The sequence below is a fragment of the Mesorhizobium sp. LNJC405B00 genome (genome assembly GCF_000502615.1).
Lineage (GTDB): Bacteria > Pseudomonadota > Alphaproteobacteria > Rhizobiales > Rhizobiaceae > Mesorhizobium.
Window position 1 is genome coordinate 335202 of record NZ_AYWC01000001.1, and the last position, 17947, is coordinate 353148.

21 protein-coding genes are annotated in these 17947 nt (G+C 63.5%); 12 read left to right on the top strand and 9 right to left on the bottom strand.

The annotated features are described in order from the left end of the window. Positions 1–26: 26 nt before the first annotated feature. From X756_RS163470 to X756_RS163445, 6 genes are all read right to left on the bottom strand, one after another. Positions 27–1142, bottom strand: a complete 1116-nt coding sequence (locus X756_RS163470) for an ABC transporter ATP-binding protein (RefSeq protein ID WP_023728387.1) — start codon at positions 1140–1142, stop codon at positions 27–29. Next, positions 1139–1936, bottom strand: a complete 798-nt coding sequence (locus X756_RS163465) for an ABC transporter permease (protein WP_023695739.1) — start codon at positions 1934–1936, stop codon at positions 1139–1141. Before X756_RS163465 ends, X756_RS163470 begins: the two co-directional genes overlap by 4 nt. Further along, positions 1936–2808 (bottom strand): ABC transporter permease, encoded by an 873-nt coding sequence (locus X756_RS163460; protein ID WP_023728388.1) that lies wholly within the window; start codon positions 2806–2808, stop codon positions 1936–1938. Before X756_RS163460 ends, X756_RS163465 begins: the two co-directional genes overlap by 1 nt. A 22-nt stretch (positions 2809–2830) precedes the next feature. Beyond that, positions 2831–3907 carry an extracellular solute-binding protein gene (locus tag X756_RS163455; protein ID WP_023728389.1) on the bottom strand — a complete coding sequence of 359 codons (1077 nt, stop codon included), beginning with the start codon at positions 3905–3907 and terminating at the stop codon, positions 2831–2833. 37 nt (positions 3908–3944) lie between these two features. Further along, positions 3945–4598 carry an XRE family transcriptional regulator gene (locus X756_RS163450; protein WP_027049833.1) on the bottom strand — a complete coding sequence of 218 codons (654 nt, stop codon included), beginning with the start codon at positions 4596–4598 and terminating at the stop codon, positions 3945–3947. 90 nt (positions 4599–4688) lie between these two features. Continuing rightward, positions 4689–4958, bottom strand: a complete 270-nt coding sequence (locus tag X756_RS163445) for a hypothetical protein (RefSeq protein ID WP_023728390.1) — start codon at positions 4956–4958, stop codon at positions 4689–4691. A 170-nt stretch (positions 4959–5128) separates the two neighbouring features. Between X756_RS163445 and X756_RS1000000168535 the strand changes: the two genes are divergently transcribed. Next, positions 5129–5443: a hypothetical protein gene (locus tag X756_RS1000000168535; RefSeq protein ID WP_155921527.1), complete on the top strand. Its 315-nt coding sequence runs from the start codon at positions 5129–5131 to the stop codon at positions 5441–5443. Between the two features lie 39 nt (positions 5444–5482). Here the strand turns inward: X756_RS1000000168535 and X756_RS163440 are convergent, their stop codons facing one another. Continuing rightward, positions 5483–5782 carry a putative quinol monooxygenase gene (locus X756_RS163440; RefSeq protein ID WP_023691739.1) on the bottom strand — a complete coding sequence of 100 codons (300 nt, stop codon included), beginning with the start codon at positions 5780–5782 and terminating at the stop codon, positions 5483–5485. A 123-nt stretch (positions 5783–5905) separates the two neighbouring features. Between X756_RS163440 and flhA the strand changes: the two genes are divergently transcribed. The 7 genes from flhA to X756_RS163405 all read left to right on the top strand — a co-directional run bounded on the left by flhA (position 5906) and on the right by X756_RS163405 (position 11477). Beyond that, positions 5906–7993, top strand: a complete 2088-nt coding sequence (gene flhA / locus X756_RS163435) for a flagellar biosynthesis protein FlhA (protein ID WP_023671908.1) — start codon at positions 5906–5908, stop codon at positions 7991–7993. Next, complete coding sequence (gene fliR / locus X756_RS163430) at positions 7990–8742, top strand: flagellar biosynthetic protein FliR (RefSeq protein ID WP_023691740.1); 753 nt, start codon at positions 7990–7992, stop codon at positions 8740–8742. The genes flhA and fliR overlap by 4 nt, the downstream gene beginning before the upstream one ends. 1 nt (position 8743) lies before the next feature. Continuing rightward, the gene (locus X756_RS163425) at positions 8744–9127 is read left to right on the top strand and encodes a hypothetical protein (RefSeq protein ID WP_023728391.1); all 384 of its coding nucleotides are present in this window, start codon (positions 8744–8746) and stop codon (positions 9125–9127) included. A 291-nt stretch (positions 9128–9418) separates the two neighbouring features. Next, positions 9419–9991, top strand: a complete 573-nt coding sequence (locus X756_RS163420; protein WP_023683276.1) for a rod-binding protein — start codon at positions 9419–9421, stop codon at positions 9989–9991. A gap of 13 nt (positions 9992–10004) precedes the next feature. After that, the gene (locus X756_RS163415) at positions 10005–10421 is read left to right on the top strand and encodes a hypothetical protein (protein WP_023671919.1); all 417 of its coding nucleotides are present in this window, start codon (positions 10005–10007) and stop codon (positions 10419–10421) included. 28 nt (positions 10422–10449) lie between these two features. Continuing rightward, the gene (locus X756_RS163410) at positions 10450–10998 is read left to right on the top strand and encodes a hypothetical protein (RefSeq protein WP_023683275.1); all 549 of its coding nucleotides are present in this window, start codon (positions 10450–10452) and stop codon (positions 10996–10998) included. 194 nt (positions 10999–11192) lie between these two features. Next, entirely contained in the window at positions 11193–11477 is a 285-nt protein-coding gene (locus X756_RS163405) for an SCP2 sterol-binding domain-containing protein (protein ID WP_023683274.1), read from the top strand. Positions 11478–11546: 69 nt separating this feature from the next. On the opposite strand, the gene X756_RS163400 is transcribed toward X756_RS163405, so the two are convergent. Continuing rightward, positions 11547–12143, bottom strand: a complete 597-nt coding sequence (locus X756_RS163400) for an N-acetyltransferase (protein ID WP_023728392.1) — start codon at positions 12141–12143, stop codon at positions 11547–11549. A gap of 90 nt (positions 12144–12233) precedes the next feature. After that, on the bottom strand, positions 12234–13367 hold the full coding sequence (gene odc2, locus X756_RS163395; protein ID WP_023728393.1) for an ornithine/lysine decarboxylase: 1134 nt from the start codon (positions 13365–13367) through the stop codon (positions 12234–12236). Positions 13368–13908: 541 nt separating this feature from the next. On the opposite strand from odc2, the gene X756_RS163390 reads away from it, so the two are divergent. From X756_RS163390 to X756_RS163375, 4 genes are all read left to right on the top strand, one after another. Continuing rightward, positions 13909–15108, top strand: a complete 1200-nt coding sequence (locus X756_RS163390; RefSeq protein ID WP_023728394.1) for an amidase — start codon at positions 13909–13911, stop codon at positions 15106–15108. A gap of 2 nt (positions 15109–15110) precedes the next feature. After that, positions 15111–16010 (top strand): LysR family transcriptional regulator, encoded by a 900-nt coding sequence (locus X756_RS163385; protein ID WP_023686387.1) that lies wholly within the window; start codon positions 15111–15113, stop codon positions 16008–16010. An 89-nt stretch (positions 16011–16099) separates the two neighbouring features. Then, a complete protein-coding gene (locus X756_RS163380) occupies positions 16100–16768 on the top strand; it encodes a DUF1007 family protein (protein ID WP_023671926.1) in 669 nt (222 codons plus the stop codon). Next, positions 16765–17943, top strand: a complete 1179-nt coding sequence (locus tag X756_RS163375; protein WP_023728395.1) for a nickel/cobalt transporter — start codon at positions 16765–16767, stop codon at positions 17941–17943. The genes X756_RS163380 and X756_RS163375 overlap by 4 nt, the downstream gene beginning before the upstream one ends. Positions 17944–17947 lie beyond the last annotated feature (4 nt).

Consider the following 17947-nt stretch of genomic DNA (forward strand, 5'->3'; position numbering starts at 1 on the left):
GTCAGATGGGATCAGGCCAGATGGAATCAGGTGAGTGTGGTGTCGGCGCTTGCGTCGTCCGCCAGCAGCTTGGCGTCGCTGCCGTCGAAGCAGAGCTCGACCTTGTCGCCGAGGCCAAAACTCTCGCCGGTCACCGGTGAGCGCACGATCGCGGCCGAGCCGTCGGCGAGCTTGACTTCGTATTTCGATACCGAGCCGAGATAGATGGCTTCCGCGATCGTCCCCGACAGGCGGTTGGCGCCATTGGCAGGACTTTGGCCGGCTCTTCGGATCGCGAGCTTTTCGGGACGCAGCAGCATCACCGGGCTGGCTTCCCCCGACAGCTTACGCGGTACCGTCACCGTCTCGCCGGCGATGCTCAGCGCGGTGCTGTTGCCATCGCTGCGCGCCTTGCCGCGCAGCACGGTGGAATCGCCGATGAAGCGGCCGACGAACAGCGTTGCCGGCTCGTCATAGAGCTGGCGGCCGGTGCCGACCTGCTCGATGCGCCCGCGGTTGAACACGGCGATGCGGTCCGACAGCACCAGCGCCTCTTCCTGATCGTGCGTGACATAGACGAATGTGGTGCCGAGTTCGCGATGGATGCGCTTGATCTCGAGCTGAAGCCATTCGCGCAGCTTCTTGTCGAGCGCGCCGAGCGGCTCGTCCATCAGGAGCAGCGGCGGGTCGAAGACGATGGCGCGTGCCAACGCCACGCGCTGCTGCTGGCCGCCCGACAATTCGCTGGGATAGCGATGCGCGAAATCGCCCATCTTGACCATGTCGAGCGCCCTTGCCACGCGTGTCTGCCTCGTCGCCTGGTCGACGCCGCGAAGCGTCAGCGGATAGGCGACGTTGCGGCCGACGCTCATATGCGGGAACAGCGCGTAATGCTGGAAGACGACGCCGATGTTGCGCTTGTGCGCCGGCACGCCGACGACGCTTTTTTCCCCGACCAGAAGCTTGCCGCTGGTGACATCGGTGAAACCGGCAATCACGTTGAGCGTCGTCGTCTTGCCCGAGCCGCTGGGGCCGAGCAGCGTCATGAACTCGCCGGGCTCGATGCGCAGCGACACGCCGTCCAGCGCCTTGAAGCCGCCATAGGCCTTGCTGATCGCTTCGAGATCGATCGCCGCGCCCTTGCTTGTCGGCTTCGGATTCATTGGCGTCCTTTCCGCTCGCGGCCAAGAAGGAGCATGCCGCCGCCGATCAGGATCGTGGTAGCGAAAAGCAGGATCGTGCCGACAGCCGCCACCGTCGGATCGGCGTCGCGCGTGATCGAGGCAAAAATCTGCACCGGCAATGTCTTGAGATAGGGGTTCGTGATGAACAGCGACACGACAATCTCGTCGAACGAGGTGGCGAAAGCGAACAGCAGGCCTGAGAGCACGCCCGGCGCGATCAGCGGCAGCGTCACCGTGCGAAACGTGGTCAGTGCGCCGGCGCCCAGGCTCGCGGCGGCTGTCTCCAGCCGGCGGTCGAACACTTCGAGACTGGCCGAGACCGCGATCAGCACGAAGGGCAGCGCAAGGATGGTGTGGGCCAGCACGAAGCCGAGCAGCGTGCCGACGAGCTGCGTGTCGAGATAGACGGCATAGATGCCGATCGCCAGCACCACGCCCGGCACCACCATCGGCGTCAGCATCAGCATACGCAAAAGGTTCGCCGGCCGCGCCTTCATGCGGTCGAGGCCGAAGGCGGCAAGAGTGCCGAGCACCGTCGCCAGCACCGCCACGATCGAGGCGACCTTCAGCGAGTTCAGGAAGCTGTTCGACCAGTCCGGATTGGTGGCGAAATTCTGGTACCACTGCCAGGAAAAGCCTTGCGGCGGAAACGCCAGCGATTTGTTTTCGTTGAACGACATCGGCACCACGACCAGCGTCGGCGCCACCAGCCATATCGCCACCAGCAGGCAGACGAGCCCGAGAAGAACGCGCGTGAGCGGCTTCATCTCCATCAGCGCCGCCCCGCTTCCCGATGCCTGGACCGCATCACGGGTGCTGCCAGCGCCAGCAGCACGAAGGTGGTGACCAGCAGAACGACGCCCATGGCGCCGCCCCTGCCCCATTGCAGCAGGCTGAGCACCTGCGTCTGCACCAGCGTCGACAGCATGGTCGAGCGCGGGCCGCCGAGCAAAGCCGGCGTGATGTAGAAGCCGAGCGACAGGATGAAGACGATGATCGCGCCGGCATAGACGCCGGGCAGCGACAGCGGCAGATAGACGGTGAAGAACGCGCGCGACGGCCGCGCACCGAGGCTTTGCGCCGCACGCATCAGCCTGAGGTCGATGCCTTGCATCACGGAATAGAGCGGCAGGATCATGAACGGCAACAGCACCTGCGCCATGCCGATGACCACGCCGGTCTGGGTGCGGATCAGCTTGACGCCGCCGAACCCGACCGAGCGCAGCAACGAATTGATGACGCCCGAATCCTGCAGCAGGATCACCCATGACAGCGTTCGCACCACACCACTCACCCAGAACGGGATCAGCACGCAAAGCACAAGCACCAGCCGGACGCGCGGCCCGACCGCGGTCATCAGATAGGCATAGGGATAGGCCGCGATGACGCAGACCAGCGTCACCCAGGCCGAAATGACGAAAGTCCGCTGCAGCACTGTCAGGTTGACCGGCGCGCCGAAGAACCAGGCATAGTTCTGCAGCCCCCACTCAGGTTCCGACAGGCTGCGCAGCACGATGGTGAGCAGCGGATACCCGATCACCGCGACGAGCAGGATGAGCGCCGGCGCCGTGAGCGCGAACGGCCGCCATGCCCGACCCGGCCGCGCATGGGCGGCGGGTTGGGCGATGGGTTCGGACGCGCTCACGGCCTGGCTCTCACTTGGCTGTTCAGTTGCCTGCCATCAGCGCCGACCACTTCTCCTGCGCCACCGGGAAGTTCTCGACCCAGAACTTGATGTTCTGCTTGTAACCCTGCTTCTGGCGCTCGGGCGTGTTGGTCAGGAAGGCGGCGACCGACGCATCGACCTTGGGCTGCGCGTCATTGTTGATCGGCGTATAGGAGGTCTGCTGCGCCAGGATCTCCTGCGCCCCCTTGCCGAGATAGGCATTGAGCAGCGCATAAGCCGCATCCGTATCCTTGACGCCGACCGGAATGGTCATCTGGTCCATCACCACCAGCCAGTCCTGCCAGGCCGGCGCATATTTGGCGCCGTTCTTCACCGCCGTCATGGCACGTCCGGTCCACATCATCAGCATGTCGGCTTCGCCAGATTCGGCAAGCTGCTGCGACTCAGCGCCGGTCTTCCAATAGATCGTGTCGGGACCGAGCTTGCGGATGACATCGATGGCCTTGTCGATGTCGGCCGCCGTCATCGCCTTCGGGTCGCCGCCAGACGCCTTCAACGCCTGCTCCAGCAGGCCGCCCGTCGGGTCGCCCGAACCGTCGAGCGCGCGCGTGCCGGGGAATTTTGCCGTGTCGAAGAAATCGGCCCAGTTCTTGGGCGGGTTATCCCCATACTTCTCCTTGTTGTACATCAGCACGACGCCGTAGTTCATGGCCGGCACCGAGCATTCGCCGACCTGGCCCTCGGGCACCTTGGAGACGTCAAGCTTGCTGAAATCAAGCTTCTGGAACAGCTTGCCGCAATAGACGTAAGGCGGCAGGTCGGCGGTGTCGACGACGTCCCAGGTGACGTTGCCGGATTCGACCTGCGCCTGCAGCTTGGCGATCTCTGTCGGCCCGTCATTGAGCAGCGTGGCGCCGGACTTTTCGACGAACTCCTTGAGCGCGGCGGCCTGGCCGTCCTGGTAGATGCCGCCATAGGAGACGAGCGTCAGCGTCTTGCCCTTGAGCGAGCCTTCCTTGACCTCACCCGCGACAGGCTTTTCCTGCGCGAACGCTGCGGTTGCCAGAACGCCGAGCGCCAGCACGGCGCCAAGGCCAAGATGTCTTGTTTTCAGCATGATTATTGTTCTCCCATTTGACCCGCATGGATTGAACCTACCTGGCTGCGAGCGGTTTCCAGGCCCTGTATTGATCGAGTTCGGCGCGCACCGAAGTCGGTGGCGCAATGATCCACATCACCTCGGCTCGGCCACTGCCGATGTTCTCTGAGCGATGTGCTGTCGATGTCGCGTATTCGATGCTGTCGCCCTCTTCCAGCACATGCCTGACATCGCCGAGCGAAACCTCGACGATGCCGCGCAGCACGACGAGCATCTCGTGCGCGTCGCCATGGGTGTAGAGCGCTGGGCCGGTCGAGCCGCCGATTTCGAACTCGCCGACATAGACTTCCATGTCGCTTAAAGGGGGACGCGAGAGCAGCATCTTGCGGCAGCCGTCGCTGGGCGGCAGGCTCGGCCGCTCGCTGCGCAGCAAGACCCCGCGCTGCCCGGCGGCACTATCCTCGAACAGCATCGCCACGCTCACCCCAAGCGCCGAGGCCATCTGGTTGAGCGAGGCGGTGCTGGCGCCGGTCAGGCCGCGCTCGAGCTGGCTGATGAAGCTGGCGCTGGTCCCGGTCAGCTCGGCGAGTTCGCGCAGCGAAAGCCGCCGGCCGAGACGCAGGCTCTTCAGCCGCTGGCCCAGCATCTGATGGGCATGCGTCGCCGTCGAGGCGACGCCATTCTTGACCGGAGCCTGGTCGGTGCTCATCCCGTCTTTTTCTCCCACTGAACAATTTGTACAGTGACACTGTACACGTGGCAAGCGCCGAGTAGGGACATTTAAGATGCCGGCCGAGGCCTAGTCTTCGCCCGACAGGTCGCGCCGCGCCTTGTCGAGTTCCTCGGCGTAGCGCCGTATCAGATGGCCCTCGGTCAAAAGCCCGACAACGGCCGGGTTGTCGAAATTCTCGACCACCGCCAGTTCCTCCGCGACGGCGCGCTGGATGGTTTCGGCGGTGGACTGGACGTTCATGGTCGGCACCAGCACCGCATGCCGGAATTTGGCCGGCGCCAGCACCGGCGTCTCACCATCGAACGGATCGCTGTGCAGTTCGGCGACGATCAGCACGCCGACATAATGCCGGCTGCTTGCGGCGCCATTCTGGCGCTGAGGCGCAGTCAGGCTTGCCGCCCCGCTTCAATTCCCCGCGAGCGTGTCGAGGTATATGAGCGATCGCTTACGCAATCGACGCAGCTGTGTTATTTTTGGCCGTCTCCATTTCCCTCAAGGAGGAGAAGATGAGTGCGCGGGGATTTTTTTCATTAGCTGTTGGCATGATTTTTTTGAGCTCGTCTGCGGTGAGCAATTCAAGCATGGATATGCCGGTTAGGTCTGTTGTGTCACACCCGATGTCTCTTTTTTTGGCGGGAGGCAATCCGGAAAACCAAAGCCGGCCGGCAAAGGAATTTATCCAGACTGCACAACAAGATGTTTGCTGTCCTGGCGGCTACCCTTGGTATCGCAATTCGACGAACACCTGCTACGGCAGCTATGAAGACTGCCACGATACCGATGGCGGCGGATGGTCCTGCAGACAGGTCAACGCCTGCTAGACTTTCTTGGGCCTACGCCTTCTTGACTGTGCCCGGTCCTCAGATCGGCTTCGGCTCGCCGGCCTCGTAGAGCATGAGGTTGCGCTCGCCTATGCCGAGCGATGCCCAGCTCGCCCGCCAATCGGCGATGTGAGGCGAGCGGAAATGCGCGTCGAGCGCGGCCCTGTCGCTCCACACCTCGATTACATGGATGAGCCCGGCGTCGAGCACGTCCTGCGCGTAGGAGTATTCGATGCAGCCGGGCTCCGCCCAGCTGCCCAGTATCATGCGCCGCATGGCCGGCCTTGCCTCGTCGAGCCGTTCCGCCGGCAAGCGAATGGTGCCGATGATCACCAGCATGATCTCTCTCCTCAAGGCCTCTGTCGTCCTGGCAACTAACCAGTCCTCCCACCCTCGCGCAAGCTTGACCGGTTAGGCTCGAAGGGCTGTCGCGTGCTCGGCAGGCTTGTGATTGGGGACGACATGGCAGTCAGCGAAAGCTTAGCGACAGGAACAGTGGCCAAGAACGGCCGCGATGTCTTCTTCGCCATCGGCATCGTCATCATCCTGGCCGTGCTGTTCCTCCCGATCCCGGCCTTCCTCATCGACATCGGCCTCGCCTTCTCGATCGCATTGTCGGTGCTGATCCTGATGGTGGCGCTGTGGATCCAGCGGCCGCTCGATTTCTCGTCCTTCCCGACCGTGCTGCTCATCGCCACCATGTTGCGGCTGTCGCTCAACATCGCCACCACGCGCATGATCCTGTCGCATGGCAATGAGGGCACGCACGCCGCCGGCTATGTCATCGCCGGCTTCTCCAAACTGGTGATGGCCAGCGATTTCGTCATCGGCCTGATCGTCTTCATGATCCTGATCGTAGTCAACTTCATCGTCATCACCAAGGGCGCCACCCGTATTGCCGAAGTCGGCGCCCGCTTTACCCTCGACGCTATCCCCGGCAAGCAGATGTCGATCGACGCCGACCTGTCCGCCGGCATGATCGACGACAAGACAGCGCAACTGCGCCGCAGAGAACTCGAGGAAGAATCGTCCTTCTTCGGCTCGATGGACGGCGCCTCGAAATTCGTGCGCGGCGATGCCATTGCCGGCCTCATCATCACCGCCATCAACATCGTCGGCGGCATCGCCATCGGCTACATCAGGCACGGCATGGGCATGGGCGAAGCCGCCGATGTCTTCATCAAGCTGTCGGTCGGCGACGGCCTGGTCACCCAGATCCCGGCGCTTATCGTTTCGCTCGCCGCCGGCCTGCTGGTGTCCAAGGGCGGCACGCGCGGCTCGACCAACCAGGCGGTGTTCGGCCAGCTCGGCGCGCATCCGCGCGCGCTCTATGTCGCGGCCTCGCTGCTCGTCCTGCTCGGCCTGATGCCCGGCCTGCCGTTCTTCCCGTTCTTCACGCTGGCTGCAGGCATGGCCGGTCTTGGCTACGTCATCCCGATGCGCGCCAACCGCGAGGCTGCCGCCGCCGAAGCGATCAAGGATCTGGAGAAGGCGAACAAAGTCGAGGAAGAGAAGAACTCGGTCAAGGCTTCGCTGACCACCGCCGAGATCGAGCTTCTGATCGGCAAGCAGCTGTCGACGCGGCTGCTGGTGTCGCATCAGGAACTGGTGTTCCGCATGGCCAAGATGCGCAAGAAATTTGCCACGCAATACGGCTTCGTCGTGCCGGAAGTGCGCGTCGCCGACGATTTCGGCATCCCGCCGAAAAGCTATCAGATCAAGGTCCACGGCACCGTCGTCGCCGAATACCAGATGCGCGTCGGCGAGATCATGGTGCTGCTGGGGAACCGGGATTTGCCCGACGTTCCCGGCGAGGAAATCCGCGAGCCGGCCTTCGGCATGCGCGCCTTCTCGGTGCTCGAAACCTTCGCCGAGGATCTGAAGCGCGAGAACTATACCTTTGCCGACAACATGTCGGTGCTGCTCACCCATTTGTCCGAGGTGATCCGCAACAACCTGCCGCAGCTTCTGTCCTACAAGGACATGAAGGCGCTGCTCGAGCGCCAGGATCCGGAATACCGCAAGCTCGCCGACGAGATCTGCACCTCGCACATCTCCTATCCCGGCCTGCAGGCGGTGCTGAAATTGCTGCTGGCCGAACGCGTATCGATCCGCAACCTGCATTTGATCATCGAGGCTATCGCCGAGATCGCGCCGCATGTGCGCCGCACCGAGCAGATCGTCGAGCATGTCCGCATCCGCATGGCCCAGCAGATCTGCGGCGATCTCTCCGAGGGCGGCATGCTCAAGGTGCTGCGCCTCGGCAACCGCTGGGACCTCGCCTTCCACCAGAGCCTCAAGCGCGACGCCAAGGGCGAGGTGCGCGAATTCGACATCGACCCGCGCCAGCTGGAGGAATTCGGCCAGGACGCGACCAAGGCGATCCGCAAGCATCTCGAGGCCGGCGAGCGTTTTGTCCTCGTCACCGCGCCCGATGCTCGCCCCTATGTGCGCATGATCATCGAGCGCCTGTTCACGACGCTTCCCGTTCTCTCCCATGTCGAAATCGCCAAGGGCGTCGAGATCAAGGTGCTCGGGACGATCTCGTGAACATACTGTCGCAAGGCGTCGTCATCGCCGCCTTCCTCGCCTTCTGTCGCATCGGCGCCTGCTTCATGCTGATGCCGGGCCTGTCCAGCGCCCGCGTGCCGGTCCAGGTCCGGCTGTTCGTGTCGATCGCCGCCACCGGTGGCCTGCTCGCCTTCCTGTGGGACAAGATCTTTCCCTTCGTCGATGCGCGTCCGCAGGTGCTGGCGCCGATGATCATCTCCGAACTTTTGGTCGGCGGGCTGATCGGCGCGATGACGAGGCTCTACATGGAGGCTCTGCGCTTCATGGGTTCGGCCATCGCCATGCTGATCGGCTATGGCGGCACCGGCGGCCCCGCCATCGAGGAGCCAGAACCGCAGGCGGCTCTCGCCGCCATCATCTCGTTTTCAGCGTTGCTGCTGCTCTTCGTCTTCGATTTCGACCACGAGATCATCCGCGCTCTGGTCGCCTCCTACACGGTGGCGCCGGTCAACGTCTTCTTCAATCCGCAGGCCGCCCTGGTCGATCTCACCGACACGGTGTCGGACGCCTTCTTCCTGGTCATCCGGCTCGGCAGCCCGTTCATCGCCTATGCCATTCTCGTCAATTTGACGATCGGCTTCGTCAACAAGCTGACGCCGCAGATCCCGGTCTATTTTATCTCGCTGCCTTTCGTCATCGCCGGCGGCATGATCATCTTCTACTTCGCCATCGGCACCATGCTGTCGCTGTTCGTCGACGGCTTTGTCGACCTGACGCTGGCGAGGTGAGATGAGCACGCGCAAGGAACGGCTGAAGAAACTGGTCAAGGTGCAGGAGCAGTTGAAGGCCCTGCACGAGACGCGCCATGCGGCCTTCCTGGCGGCAGCGGCAACCGCCGAAACCGAGGCCAGGGAACTTGTCCAGCATTTCGACGCCGACCAGTCGATGGCGGTGCTGTTCCCTGACCTCTACCATCGCCGCATCGCCAATGCGCTGGTCCGGCAGGAAGCGAGCCTGGAAAGCGCCAGGCAGGAGGTCACGCTCATCGCCACTGCGACGGCGCGCACCAACATGGTCGAGCGCGCCTACAAGGACGTGCGCCGACAGGACGAACGCGAACGCTCCGACCGCGACCGGCTCGATCTGATCGCGCAGAGGCGCGGGCAGGAATAATCGAAAGTTAAAGCCGCGTCACTTGCGGACGGCGTTCGGTTTCGTTCCGTGCGGCGGGCTGTATTGGGTGTACGGCGCCGTGTTCGGCCTCTGCGCCTACGCCACCTACGATCTGACCATGGCGACGCCGGCAGCGCCCACCGCAAACGACCAGATCGCATCGACCCAGCCGGACTTGCCGCTGCTGATAGCAATGGCCCAGCATCCGGCGAAGGATTTCAAACCGGCAAGCCTGCCACAAGCTTGTTGCGGCATGGTCGCTCAGGAAACCCGGCAAAGAGGCGGACTTTCTTGGCGATTTCTCCACCCAGCGACATCGTTCTCGATGTTGCCCGAGCCGTCGACCCGACGGATATCGAGGCTGCCCGTGCCGCGCTGGCCAAGCGGGCCAACGGCGTTGGCGGTAATTTTTCTGTCGACATGGCTGCTTCGGTCGATGCCGGCTCGATCCTGTCGCGCGCTACCGCCGACAAGGCCGCCGCAAATGCCGATCCCGCCAGCAAGTTCAAGAAGTTCGAGGCGATGGTCTTGCAGACCTTCATCCAAAACATGCTGCCCAAGGACACCGAGGGCGTCTACGGCAAGGGGCTGGCCGGCGACATGTGGAAATCGCAGCTTGCCGAGCGTGTCGCCGACGTCATGGCCGAGCGCGGCGGGATCGGCATCGCCAAATCGCTGCTCGCCGACCACTACAAGGACGGCAAGCGCACCGTGCCGATCGGCCCGGTGTCAACCGGGCCGCACAAGACCGAGATCGACCAGCAGACCCGGCTGTCCACCTCGCTGGTCGAGGAATTGCAGCGCAAGGCCGCACGGTCGATGACCGGCGACGAGACGACCATCAAAACCGAAATCAAGATCTAGACCAGGATTTTCAATGGCCGATTTTTCAAAATACTCTTCCAACCTGCCGGCGCGTACGTCCGAAGCGCCGATCCCGTTTGCACGGCCGGGCAACCTTGCCGCCATCATCGGCCGCATCGAGGAAGCGGTCGAGGAAGAGACGGCCGGTTTGAAGAACGACACCAGCTATGACCTCAAGGCCTCCAACGCCCGCAAGAGCCGCTACCTCTATGAGCTGACCCGCGCCATGAAGGGCGCCAACGAGATCGAATTCCTGGAACAGCATCGCGACAGTCTGGCGCGGCTGCGCCAGAAGCTCGCGAAAAACGAGGCTGCAATCCTCGCCCACCTCAACGCGGTCAACGAAGTCGCCACGCTGTTGAAGAACGCCATTCAGCGCGCCGAAGCCGACGGCACCTATTCGGCCGGCGAATTCGGTTGGGCGAGCTGATGATCTCGGCAACAGGCGGGAACAACCGGTGATCAAATTCATCGCTGCCGCGATCTGGATCTGCGCCGCCACGCTTGGCGCGGTGTTCTATTCGTTCCAGGCGGCCGGTGAGCGCGGCGTCGGCGAGACGCCGAAACCGATGCTGGGTGGCCTCGACTACGTCAAGACCGACATCATCTCGGTGCCGCTGATCCGCGATTCCAAGATCGACGGCTATTTCCTCACCAAGCTCGTCTACACGGTCGAGCCGGCCGAGATAAAGAAGATGTCGATTCCGGCCGAAGCGCTGATGACCGATCAGGTCTATTCCTATCTCTACTCCAATCCTCAGATCGACTTCACCAAGAAGGAAACCATCGATCTCGATGCCTTCCGCAAGGCCATACGCGACACCGTCAACGCCCGCGTCGGCGCCGACCTGGTGCATGAAGTGCTGATCGACCAGGTCAACTTCCTGACCAAGGACGAAATCCGCGACAACGCCATGCGCCGCCGCAAGGATCCGGCCACGCCGACCGAACCGGCCCCGGCGGAATCGGCCCAGGCCGAGGCGGCGAAGCCCGCTGCTGAACACTAACCTTCGTCGCAGGGCGAATGTTCTCTGCCGCATTCCTTCCGACTGAAACGAGATGACGCATCGCGCGTTGACGTTTACGTCAACTCGAAGCTATATGCGCCAGGCGACCAGGATCGCGGCACGCGCGAGACAGCGACTCGGCGGACGCCGGTCACTGAAGCGCGGCAAAACGCAACGAGACCAGGAGAACAGTCATGAGCGTTCAGGACATTGCCGAGAAGATGAGGTCGCGCGTGGCGAGCGCCGGGTTCGAACATTCCGTGAAGTTCGATACCGGCAGCAACGGCGTCATCGTCATCGACGGCGCAACCGTCTCGACCACCGACGCGCCGACCGACTGCACCATAAAGCTGTCGCTCGACGATCTGGATTCGCTGATCGCCGGCGACCTCAACCCGACCATGGCGTTCATGTCCGGCAAGATAAAGGTCGAAGGCGATATGTCGGTCGCCATGGCGCTCAGCCAACTGATCGGCTGAGCCCTTCGCAAAAACAAAACGCCGCCCTCGCTGAAATGCAAAGGACCGGCGGCGTTTGTTTTTGGACAATCAGGCGGCCAGCGACAGCCTCTGTGCCTTGAGCTTGCGACCTGCAGCCCTCAGCGTGCCACGCGCGCCGTCGAGCGCACCATCGATCAGTTCCAGCGCCAGCAGGCGGTGCCGCTCGTACGGACCAGGCATGGCGAGCGCGCCGGTCTTCTCCGCCGAGAAGCCGAAGCGGCCATAGTAAGGCGCATCGCCGACCAGCAGCACCGCGGCATGGCCGAGACGCGCGGCCTCGGCCAAAGCATGGCGCATCAGCGCCGAGCCGATGCCGGCGTTCTTCAGCGCCGGATCGACGGCGAGCGGTCCGAGCAGAAGTGCTCCCGGGCCGCCCTCGCCCAGACGTACGTCCCACAGCCGCACCGTGCCGGCAACCGCGCCGGCGGCATCCCGCACGACAAAAGCGAGACCTTCGGAAGGCCGGCGGCCACGCCGCAGCTTCTCCGACGATTTCTTGCGCCGCATCGGCCCCATGGCGCGATCGAGCAACGCTTCACGCGATGCAATGTCTGCCGCAGTTTCGGCGACGATGGGAATGGCGCCGGCAATCTCCCCCCTCGAGGGGGAGAATCCAATGCCGTCAATGTAATTTACAATGTCCATTTCCGCGATCCTTCACGAGCGGAGCTTGTTCCACAGGCGAACCCGAGCGGACGCAAACGTCCGTCTGAGGTGATCTGAAGGCCGAAGCCGTCAGATCACGTAGGATCGGAGAGGCTCGAAGCCGTTGAAGGCGACCGCCGAGTAGGTGGTCGTGTAGGCGCCGGTGCCTTCGATCAGCACATCGTCGCCGATGGTCAGCGACAGAGGCAGCGGATACGGCGTCTTCTCGTACATCACGTCGGCCGAATCGCAGGTCGGGCCGGCGAGCACGCAAGGTGCGGTCTCCGAACCGTCATGGCGGGTGACGATCGGATAGCGGATCGCCTCGTCCATCGTCTCGGCCAGACCGCCGAACTTGCCGATGTCGAGGAACACCCAGCGCACATTGTCGTTTTCGGCCTTCTTCGAGATCAGCACGACTTCCGACTTGATGACGCCGGCATTGCCGACCATGCCGCGACCCGGCTCGATGATGGTCTCAGGGATCGCATTGCCGAAATGCTTGCGCAGCGCCGAGAAGATGGCCTGGCCATAGGCCTGGGCCGCCGGCACGTCACGCAGATAGCGCGTCGGGAAACCGCCGCCCATATTGACCATCCTGAGGACGATGCCTTCGTCGGCGAGCGTGGCGAACACCTTCTTGGCGTCGGCCAGCGCACGGTCCCACGCCGTCAGGTCGGTCTGCTGCGAGCCGACATGGAACGACACGCCATAGGCGTCGAGGCCGAGCGTCCTGGCATGGCGCAGGACGTCGACGGCCATCGCAGGCACGCAGCCGAACTTGCGCGACAGCGGCCACTCGGCGCCTTCGCCGTCGGTCAGCACGCGGCAGAACACGCGGGCGCCGGGAGCGACGCGGGCGATCTTGTCGACCTCCTCGATGCAATCGACGGCAAACAGCCGAATGCCGAGCTGGTAGGCGCGTGCAATGTCACGCTCCTTCTTGATGGTGTTGCCGAAGGAGATACGGTCCGCCGGCGCACCGGCGTCCATCGCCATCTCGACCTCGGCAACGGAAGCGGTGTCGAAAGACGAGCCCATCGCAGCAAGCAGGCGCAGGATTTCCGGCGCCGGATTTGCTTTCACCGCATAGTAGATCCGGGAATCGGGCAGCGCCTTTTCGAAGGCGCGGAAATTGTCGCGCACGACATCGAGGTCGACGACGAGGCAGGGGCCGGACGGACGTCGGGTGGCGAGGAAGTCGAGGATGCGCTGAGTGGCCATCGGGGTCTCTCCATTAACGCCTTGCGGCGCGCAATAAGGCTGCGGGACGCGGGCTTTCGGCCTCGCGAACACGCGGTCAAACAAAGGCGGGACGGAAATCCATGGAACCAGCCGGTGGAGACCCCGGAACCATGAAACGCCATCTCGCGGCGGTGAACCTTGGCCTTGCCCGGCCTCGGTTCGCTTTGTCTGCCTTGGCTTGGATGGGAGACCCGTCCGCACTGCCGGCAATGAAGGTGTGCCTCTTCAGTAACCCCGGTCTTTGGACGACCGGCAGAACACCAGAAAGGCCCGCACCGTCGTTGCTTCAAGGTGTCCTCGGGCTGGCGGTTGGCCGCTAGACCGACTGGAGGGGTTAGCTCCAGTTACCTTACCGATTTCCCTCACCATTCGAGGATCGGCGGACACCCACAGGCACGTGCGACTTTGGGCAAGCGCGATATAGGGTCGAAAGATTTCACAATCAATAAAAATCGTATCCCAGGTTGTAAAATTCCTGCCATCGAACAATGCTTCGCCAACCGTATACGGATATCGAACGATGACAGGCACGCACGGCCCGCTCAACGCCTTCCTCGACCTTCGTCGCATGCCGGTGGCCAATGCGGAACTGGGGCCACTGGCCGGGCTGCGCCTGGCTGTGAAGGACATTTACGACGTCGCCGGCTACCGCACCGGTTGCGGCAATCCGGTGAAGTTCGACGAGGCGCATGCCGCGTCCAGCACGGCACCGGCCGTGCAGGTGATTCTCGACGCCGGCGCGCGCTTCATCGGCAAGACGCAGACCGACGAGTTCGCCTTCTCGCTGATGGGCCAGAACGCGCATTTTCCGTTTCCGGTGAACCCGGCTGCCCCCGACCGCGTCACCGGCGGCTCGTCCTCCGGATCGGCCGCGGCGGTGGCCGGCAAGCTTGCCGACATCGCCACCGGCTCCGACACCGGCGGCTCGATCCGCGCCCCGGCGAGCTTTTGCGGATTGATCGGGCTGCGCACCACGCATGGCCGCATTTCGCTCGAAGGCACGATGAAGCTGGCGCCGAGCTTCGACACATTCGGCTGGTTCGCCGACGACATCGAAACCTATGAGACGATCGGCAAATTGCTGCTTGGCCGCGACCCGCACCAGCATCCGCTCAACCGGCCGCTGTCGATCCGCTGGCTGGACGCCTTCGTCGCCGGCCCGGCCGAGGGAGCCGAATACGCCGGGATGAGAGCGCTGGCGGCCGGCCTTGTCGGCGAGCCGGCGCCGGTGGAATACAGCTTCGCCTCCTTCCCCGACGAGCTCTACTGGTGCTTTCGCCGCCTCCAGGCCGCCGAGGCCTGGCAGCAGCATGGCGCCTGGATCATTTCGGGCGAGCGCGATCTCGGGCCGGGCGTCGAGGAGCGCTTTGGTTTCGGCCGGACAATCGACGAAAAGACCGCGCGGGCCGAGGCGGTGCGCCGCTTGACGTTCCGCTCCGAGCTAGCCGCGCTGCTCGGCCAGGACGGGTTTCTTGTCCTGCCCACCGTTCCAGGCCCCGCACCTCTGGTCAAAAGCGAGCCGCAGCAGCTCCAGGCCTACCGCGAAAGGGCCTTGCATCTTTTGTGCCTTTCGGGTCTTTCAGGCTTCCCGCAAATCACCCTGCCGCTGGGCTCGGTTGACGGTGCCCCTTTCGGCCTCTCGCTGCTCGGCCCTCCCGGCAGCGACATTGCCCTGATACGGCTCGGCCGGCGAATTCTCGATGCGGCACGAAAGGCCTGATGATGGATACACTGACCCGCATGCGCGCCTTCATCGACGTCGTCGAGGCCGAAGGCTTTTCGGCGGCCGCGCGCAAGATCGGTCGCTCCAAGGCGCTGCTGTCGAAATATGTGCGCGAACTCGAGGACGAACTCGGCGCGCTGCTGCTCAACCGCACCACGCGGCAGTTCTCGTTGACCGAGGCCGGCCATACCTATTACAGCCGCGCTTCGGAAATCGTGCGCGAGGTCGACAGCCTGGCCGACGCCGTGCGCGAATCCTCCGGCGACGTGCGCGGCAGGATCAAGCTGTCGGCGGCGCGCACCTTCGCCGATGCGCCGATTGGCCAGTCGCTCATCGACTTCGCCAAACAGCATCCCGACATCGTGCTCGACATCCATCTCGACGACCGTTTTGTCGATCTGGTCGAGGAAGGTTTCGATCTTGCCGTGCGCATCTCGCGCCTGGAGAACTCATCGCTGATCGCCCGCCGCCTGGGGCCGTTTTCGATCAAGCTTTGCGCCTCGCCGGAGCTGATCGCCAAGCACGGCAAGCCGACTCGCCCGCAGGATCTCGCCAACTTGCCCTGCATCGTCGACACCAATGGCCGCTCGCTCGCCAACTGGCGCTTCAGGGGCGATGGCGAGGAGTCAGTCAGTGTCAACGTATCGGGTCCGATCGAGGTCAACAGCCCGATGGCCGCGCGAGCCGCCGCCGTGTCCGGTCTGGGCTTCACCATCCTGCCGGATTTCATCGCCGCGCCCGACCTCGCATCCGGGCTGCTGGTGTCCTTGCTCGACGACCGCATCCAGTCGGGCAGCGGCATTTTCGCCGTCTACCCGCACCGCCGCTATCTGCCGGCCAAGGTCCGTGTCTTCGTCGATTTCCTGGTGCAATGGTTCAGGAACCGCGAGAGCGCTTGAGCCGGTCCTGCCGTGCCGCGGTCCCAATTTCGCCCCGTTTCTGGTAACCTCTCGAAATCTCTCCGAGGCCGATGGAACAGCGACCGAGAATGCATCTGAAACGGCACGCAATCATGCTGGCTTCGGCCCTGGCGACGACTTTTGCCTCCGTCGGAGCGGCTGGCGCGCATCCTCATGTCTTCGCCGAGGCCCGCCTCGACGTGATCCTCTCGCCGGATCACCAAAGTGTGAAAGCGCTGCGTCACCTCTGGCGTTTCGATGATCTGTTTTCGAGTACGGTGATGATGGAGTTCGACAAGAACTCCGACCTGAAGCTTGACGACAAGGAGCTGAAGGATGTCGCCGACACCGTTCATGCCTCGCTGGCCGAATTCAACTATTTCCAGCTCGTCACCGTCGACGGCAAGGACGTGCCTATGACGCCGCCACCGCATCTGATGGCCAATTTCGACAACGACCAGTTGATCATCCTGTTCGAATCCGAACCCAAGGTGCCGATCAAGCTCGCCGGCAAGATCGATTTCGGCGTCTACGATCCAACCTTCTACACAGCGATCGACTTCACCGAGGATAGCAACATCACCGTGGAAGGCCTGCCCTCGAACTGCACCAAGAGCGTCATCCGGCCGGATCCAGACGAGGCGATCAAGGAAAACCAGAAGACCCTGACGGACGCGTTCTTCAACGACCCGACAGGCACCGACATGAGCAAGATCTTCGCCACCAAGCTCGAACTGAATTGCCCGCCAGAAGGATAGATCCGGTGATGAAAACGTCCCTGCGTTTGGCATTCGGCCTCGTGGCCGCTGCCCTGCTGATGACGCACTTTCTCGGGCAGGCCCATGCCCAGAGTTCACTCGGCATCGGTGTCAATGACGGCATGGCGCCCACCACCGGCCCGTTCGCCCACATCCTGATGTGGATCAATCTGCGCCAGCAGGAATTCTACCGCGCACTGGCCACCGCGATGAAGGCGATGCGCGAGGACGGCAGCAAGATGTGGCTGCTGATCGGCCTGTCCTTCGCCTATGGTATTTTCCACGCCGCAGGCCCCGGCCACGGCAAGGCGGTCATCTCGTCCTACATGGTGGCCAATGAAGTGGCGCTCAGGCGCGGTATCCTGCTGTCCTTCGTCTCGGCGCTGCTGCAGGGCCTGACCGCGATCCTGGTGATGCTGCTTGCCTATTTCGTCCTGCGCGGCACCGCCATCTCGATGACCGACGCAGCCTGGTTCATGGAGATCATGAGCTATGTCTTCGTCACTCTGTTCGGCGCCTGGCTGCTGTGGCGCAAGCTTGGGCCCACGGTCCAGCGCTGGTTCGGCAGGGCGCCCGCCTACAGCCTGTCGGCAGCCCACGCCGGTCATTCCCATAGCGGCCATTCGCATGCCGGTCACAGCCACGCGGCGCAGGCGCATTCGCACGCCTTGCATGTGCATCACGACCATTCGCATGATCATCACGCAGCGCACTACGACGACACGCACGATCATTCCCATCACGACCACGCCCATCACGATCACGCCGCTCACGATCACCCAGCCGGCGAGGTCTGCGACACATGCGGCCATTCGCATGCGCCCGATCCGGCGCTGCTGTCGGGCGATCGCTTCGACTGGCGCACGGCCTGGTCGGCAGTAGCCGCCGTCGGCATCCGTCCCTGCTCCGGCGCGCTGATTGTGCTCAGCTTCGCGCTGCTCAACGGCCTGTGGCTCGGCGGCCTGCTCTCGGTGCTGGCGATGTCGATCGGCACCGCCATCACAGTCTCGGCGCTGGCGACGATCGCGGTGACAGCCAAGAACTGGGCGGTCTATTTCGCCGGCGATGGCCGCATGGGCAACCGCATCCACACAGTCGTCGAAATCGGCGGCGCCGCCTTCGTCTTCCTGTTCGGGCTGTTGCTGTTGTCGGCGAGCCTGTCCGGAGCTGTGTGACCTC

Bases quoted from the DNA above. Each gene is read 5' to 3' on its own strand.
- X756_RS163470 (WP_023728387.1), bottom strand. From the start codon at position 1,142: ATGAATCCGAAGCCGACAAGCAAGGGCGCGGCGATCGATCTCGAAGCG.
- flhA (WP_023671908.1), top strand. From the start codon at position 5,906: ATGGCAGTCAGCGAAAGCTTAGCGACAGGAACAGTGGCCAAGAACGGC.
- X756_RS163380 (WP_023671926.1), top strand. From the start codon at position 16,100: ATGCATCTGAAACGGCACGCAATCATGCTGGCTTCGGCCCTGGCGACG.
- X756_RS163415 (WP_023671919.1), top strand. From the start codon at position 10,005: ATGGCCGATTTTTCAAAATACTCTTCCAACCTGCCGGCGCGTACGTCC.
- X756_RS163405 (WP_023683274.1), top strand. From the start codon at position 11,193: ATGAGCGTTCAGGACATTGCCGAGAAGATGAGGTCGCGCGTGGCGAGC.
- X756_RS163425 (WP_023728391.1), top strand. From the start codon at position 8,744: ATGAGCACGCGCAAGGAACGGCTGAAGAAACTGGTCAAGGTGCAGGAG.
- odc2 (WP_023728393.1), bottom strand. From the start codon at position 13,367: ATGGCCACTCAGCGCATCCTCGACTTCCTCGCCACCCGACGTCCGTCC.
- X756_RS163465 (WP_023695739.1), bottom strand. From the start codon at position 1,936: ATGGAGATGAAGCCGCTCACGCGCGTTCTTCTCGGGCTCGTCTGCCTG.
- X756_RS163400 (WP_023728392.1), bottom strand. From the start codon at position 12,143: ATGGACATTGTAAATTACATTGACGGCATTGGATTCTCCCCCTCGAGG.
- X756_RS163385 (WP_023686387.1), top strand. From the start codon at position 15,111: ATGGATACACTGACCCGCATGCGCGCCTTCATCGACGTCGTCGAGGCC.
- X756_RS163450 (WP_027049833.1), bottom strand. From the start codon at position 4,598: ATGAGCACCGACCAGGCTCCGGTCAAGAATGGCGTCGCCTCGACGGCG.
- X756_RS163440 (WP_023691739.1), bottom strand. From the start codon at position 5,782: ATGCTGGTGATCATCGGCACCATTCGCTTGCCGGCGGAACGGCTCGAC.
- X756_RS1000000168535 (WP_155921527.1), top strand. From the start codon at position 5,129: ATGAGTGCGCGGGGATTTTTTTCATTAGCTGTTGGCATGATTTTTTTG.
- X756_RS163390 (WP_023728394.1), top strand. From the start codon at position 13,909: ATGACAGGCACGCACGGCCCGCTCAACGCCTTCCTCGACCTTCGTCGC.
- X756_RS163455 (WP_023728389.1), bottom strand. From the start codon at position 3,907: ATGCTGAAAACAAGACATCTTGGCCTTGGCGCCGTGCTGGCGCTCGGC.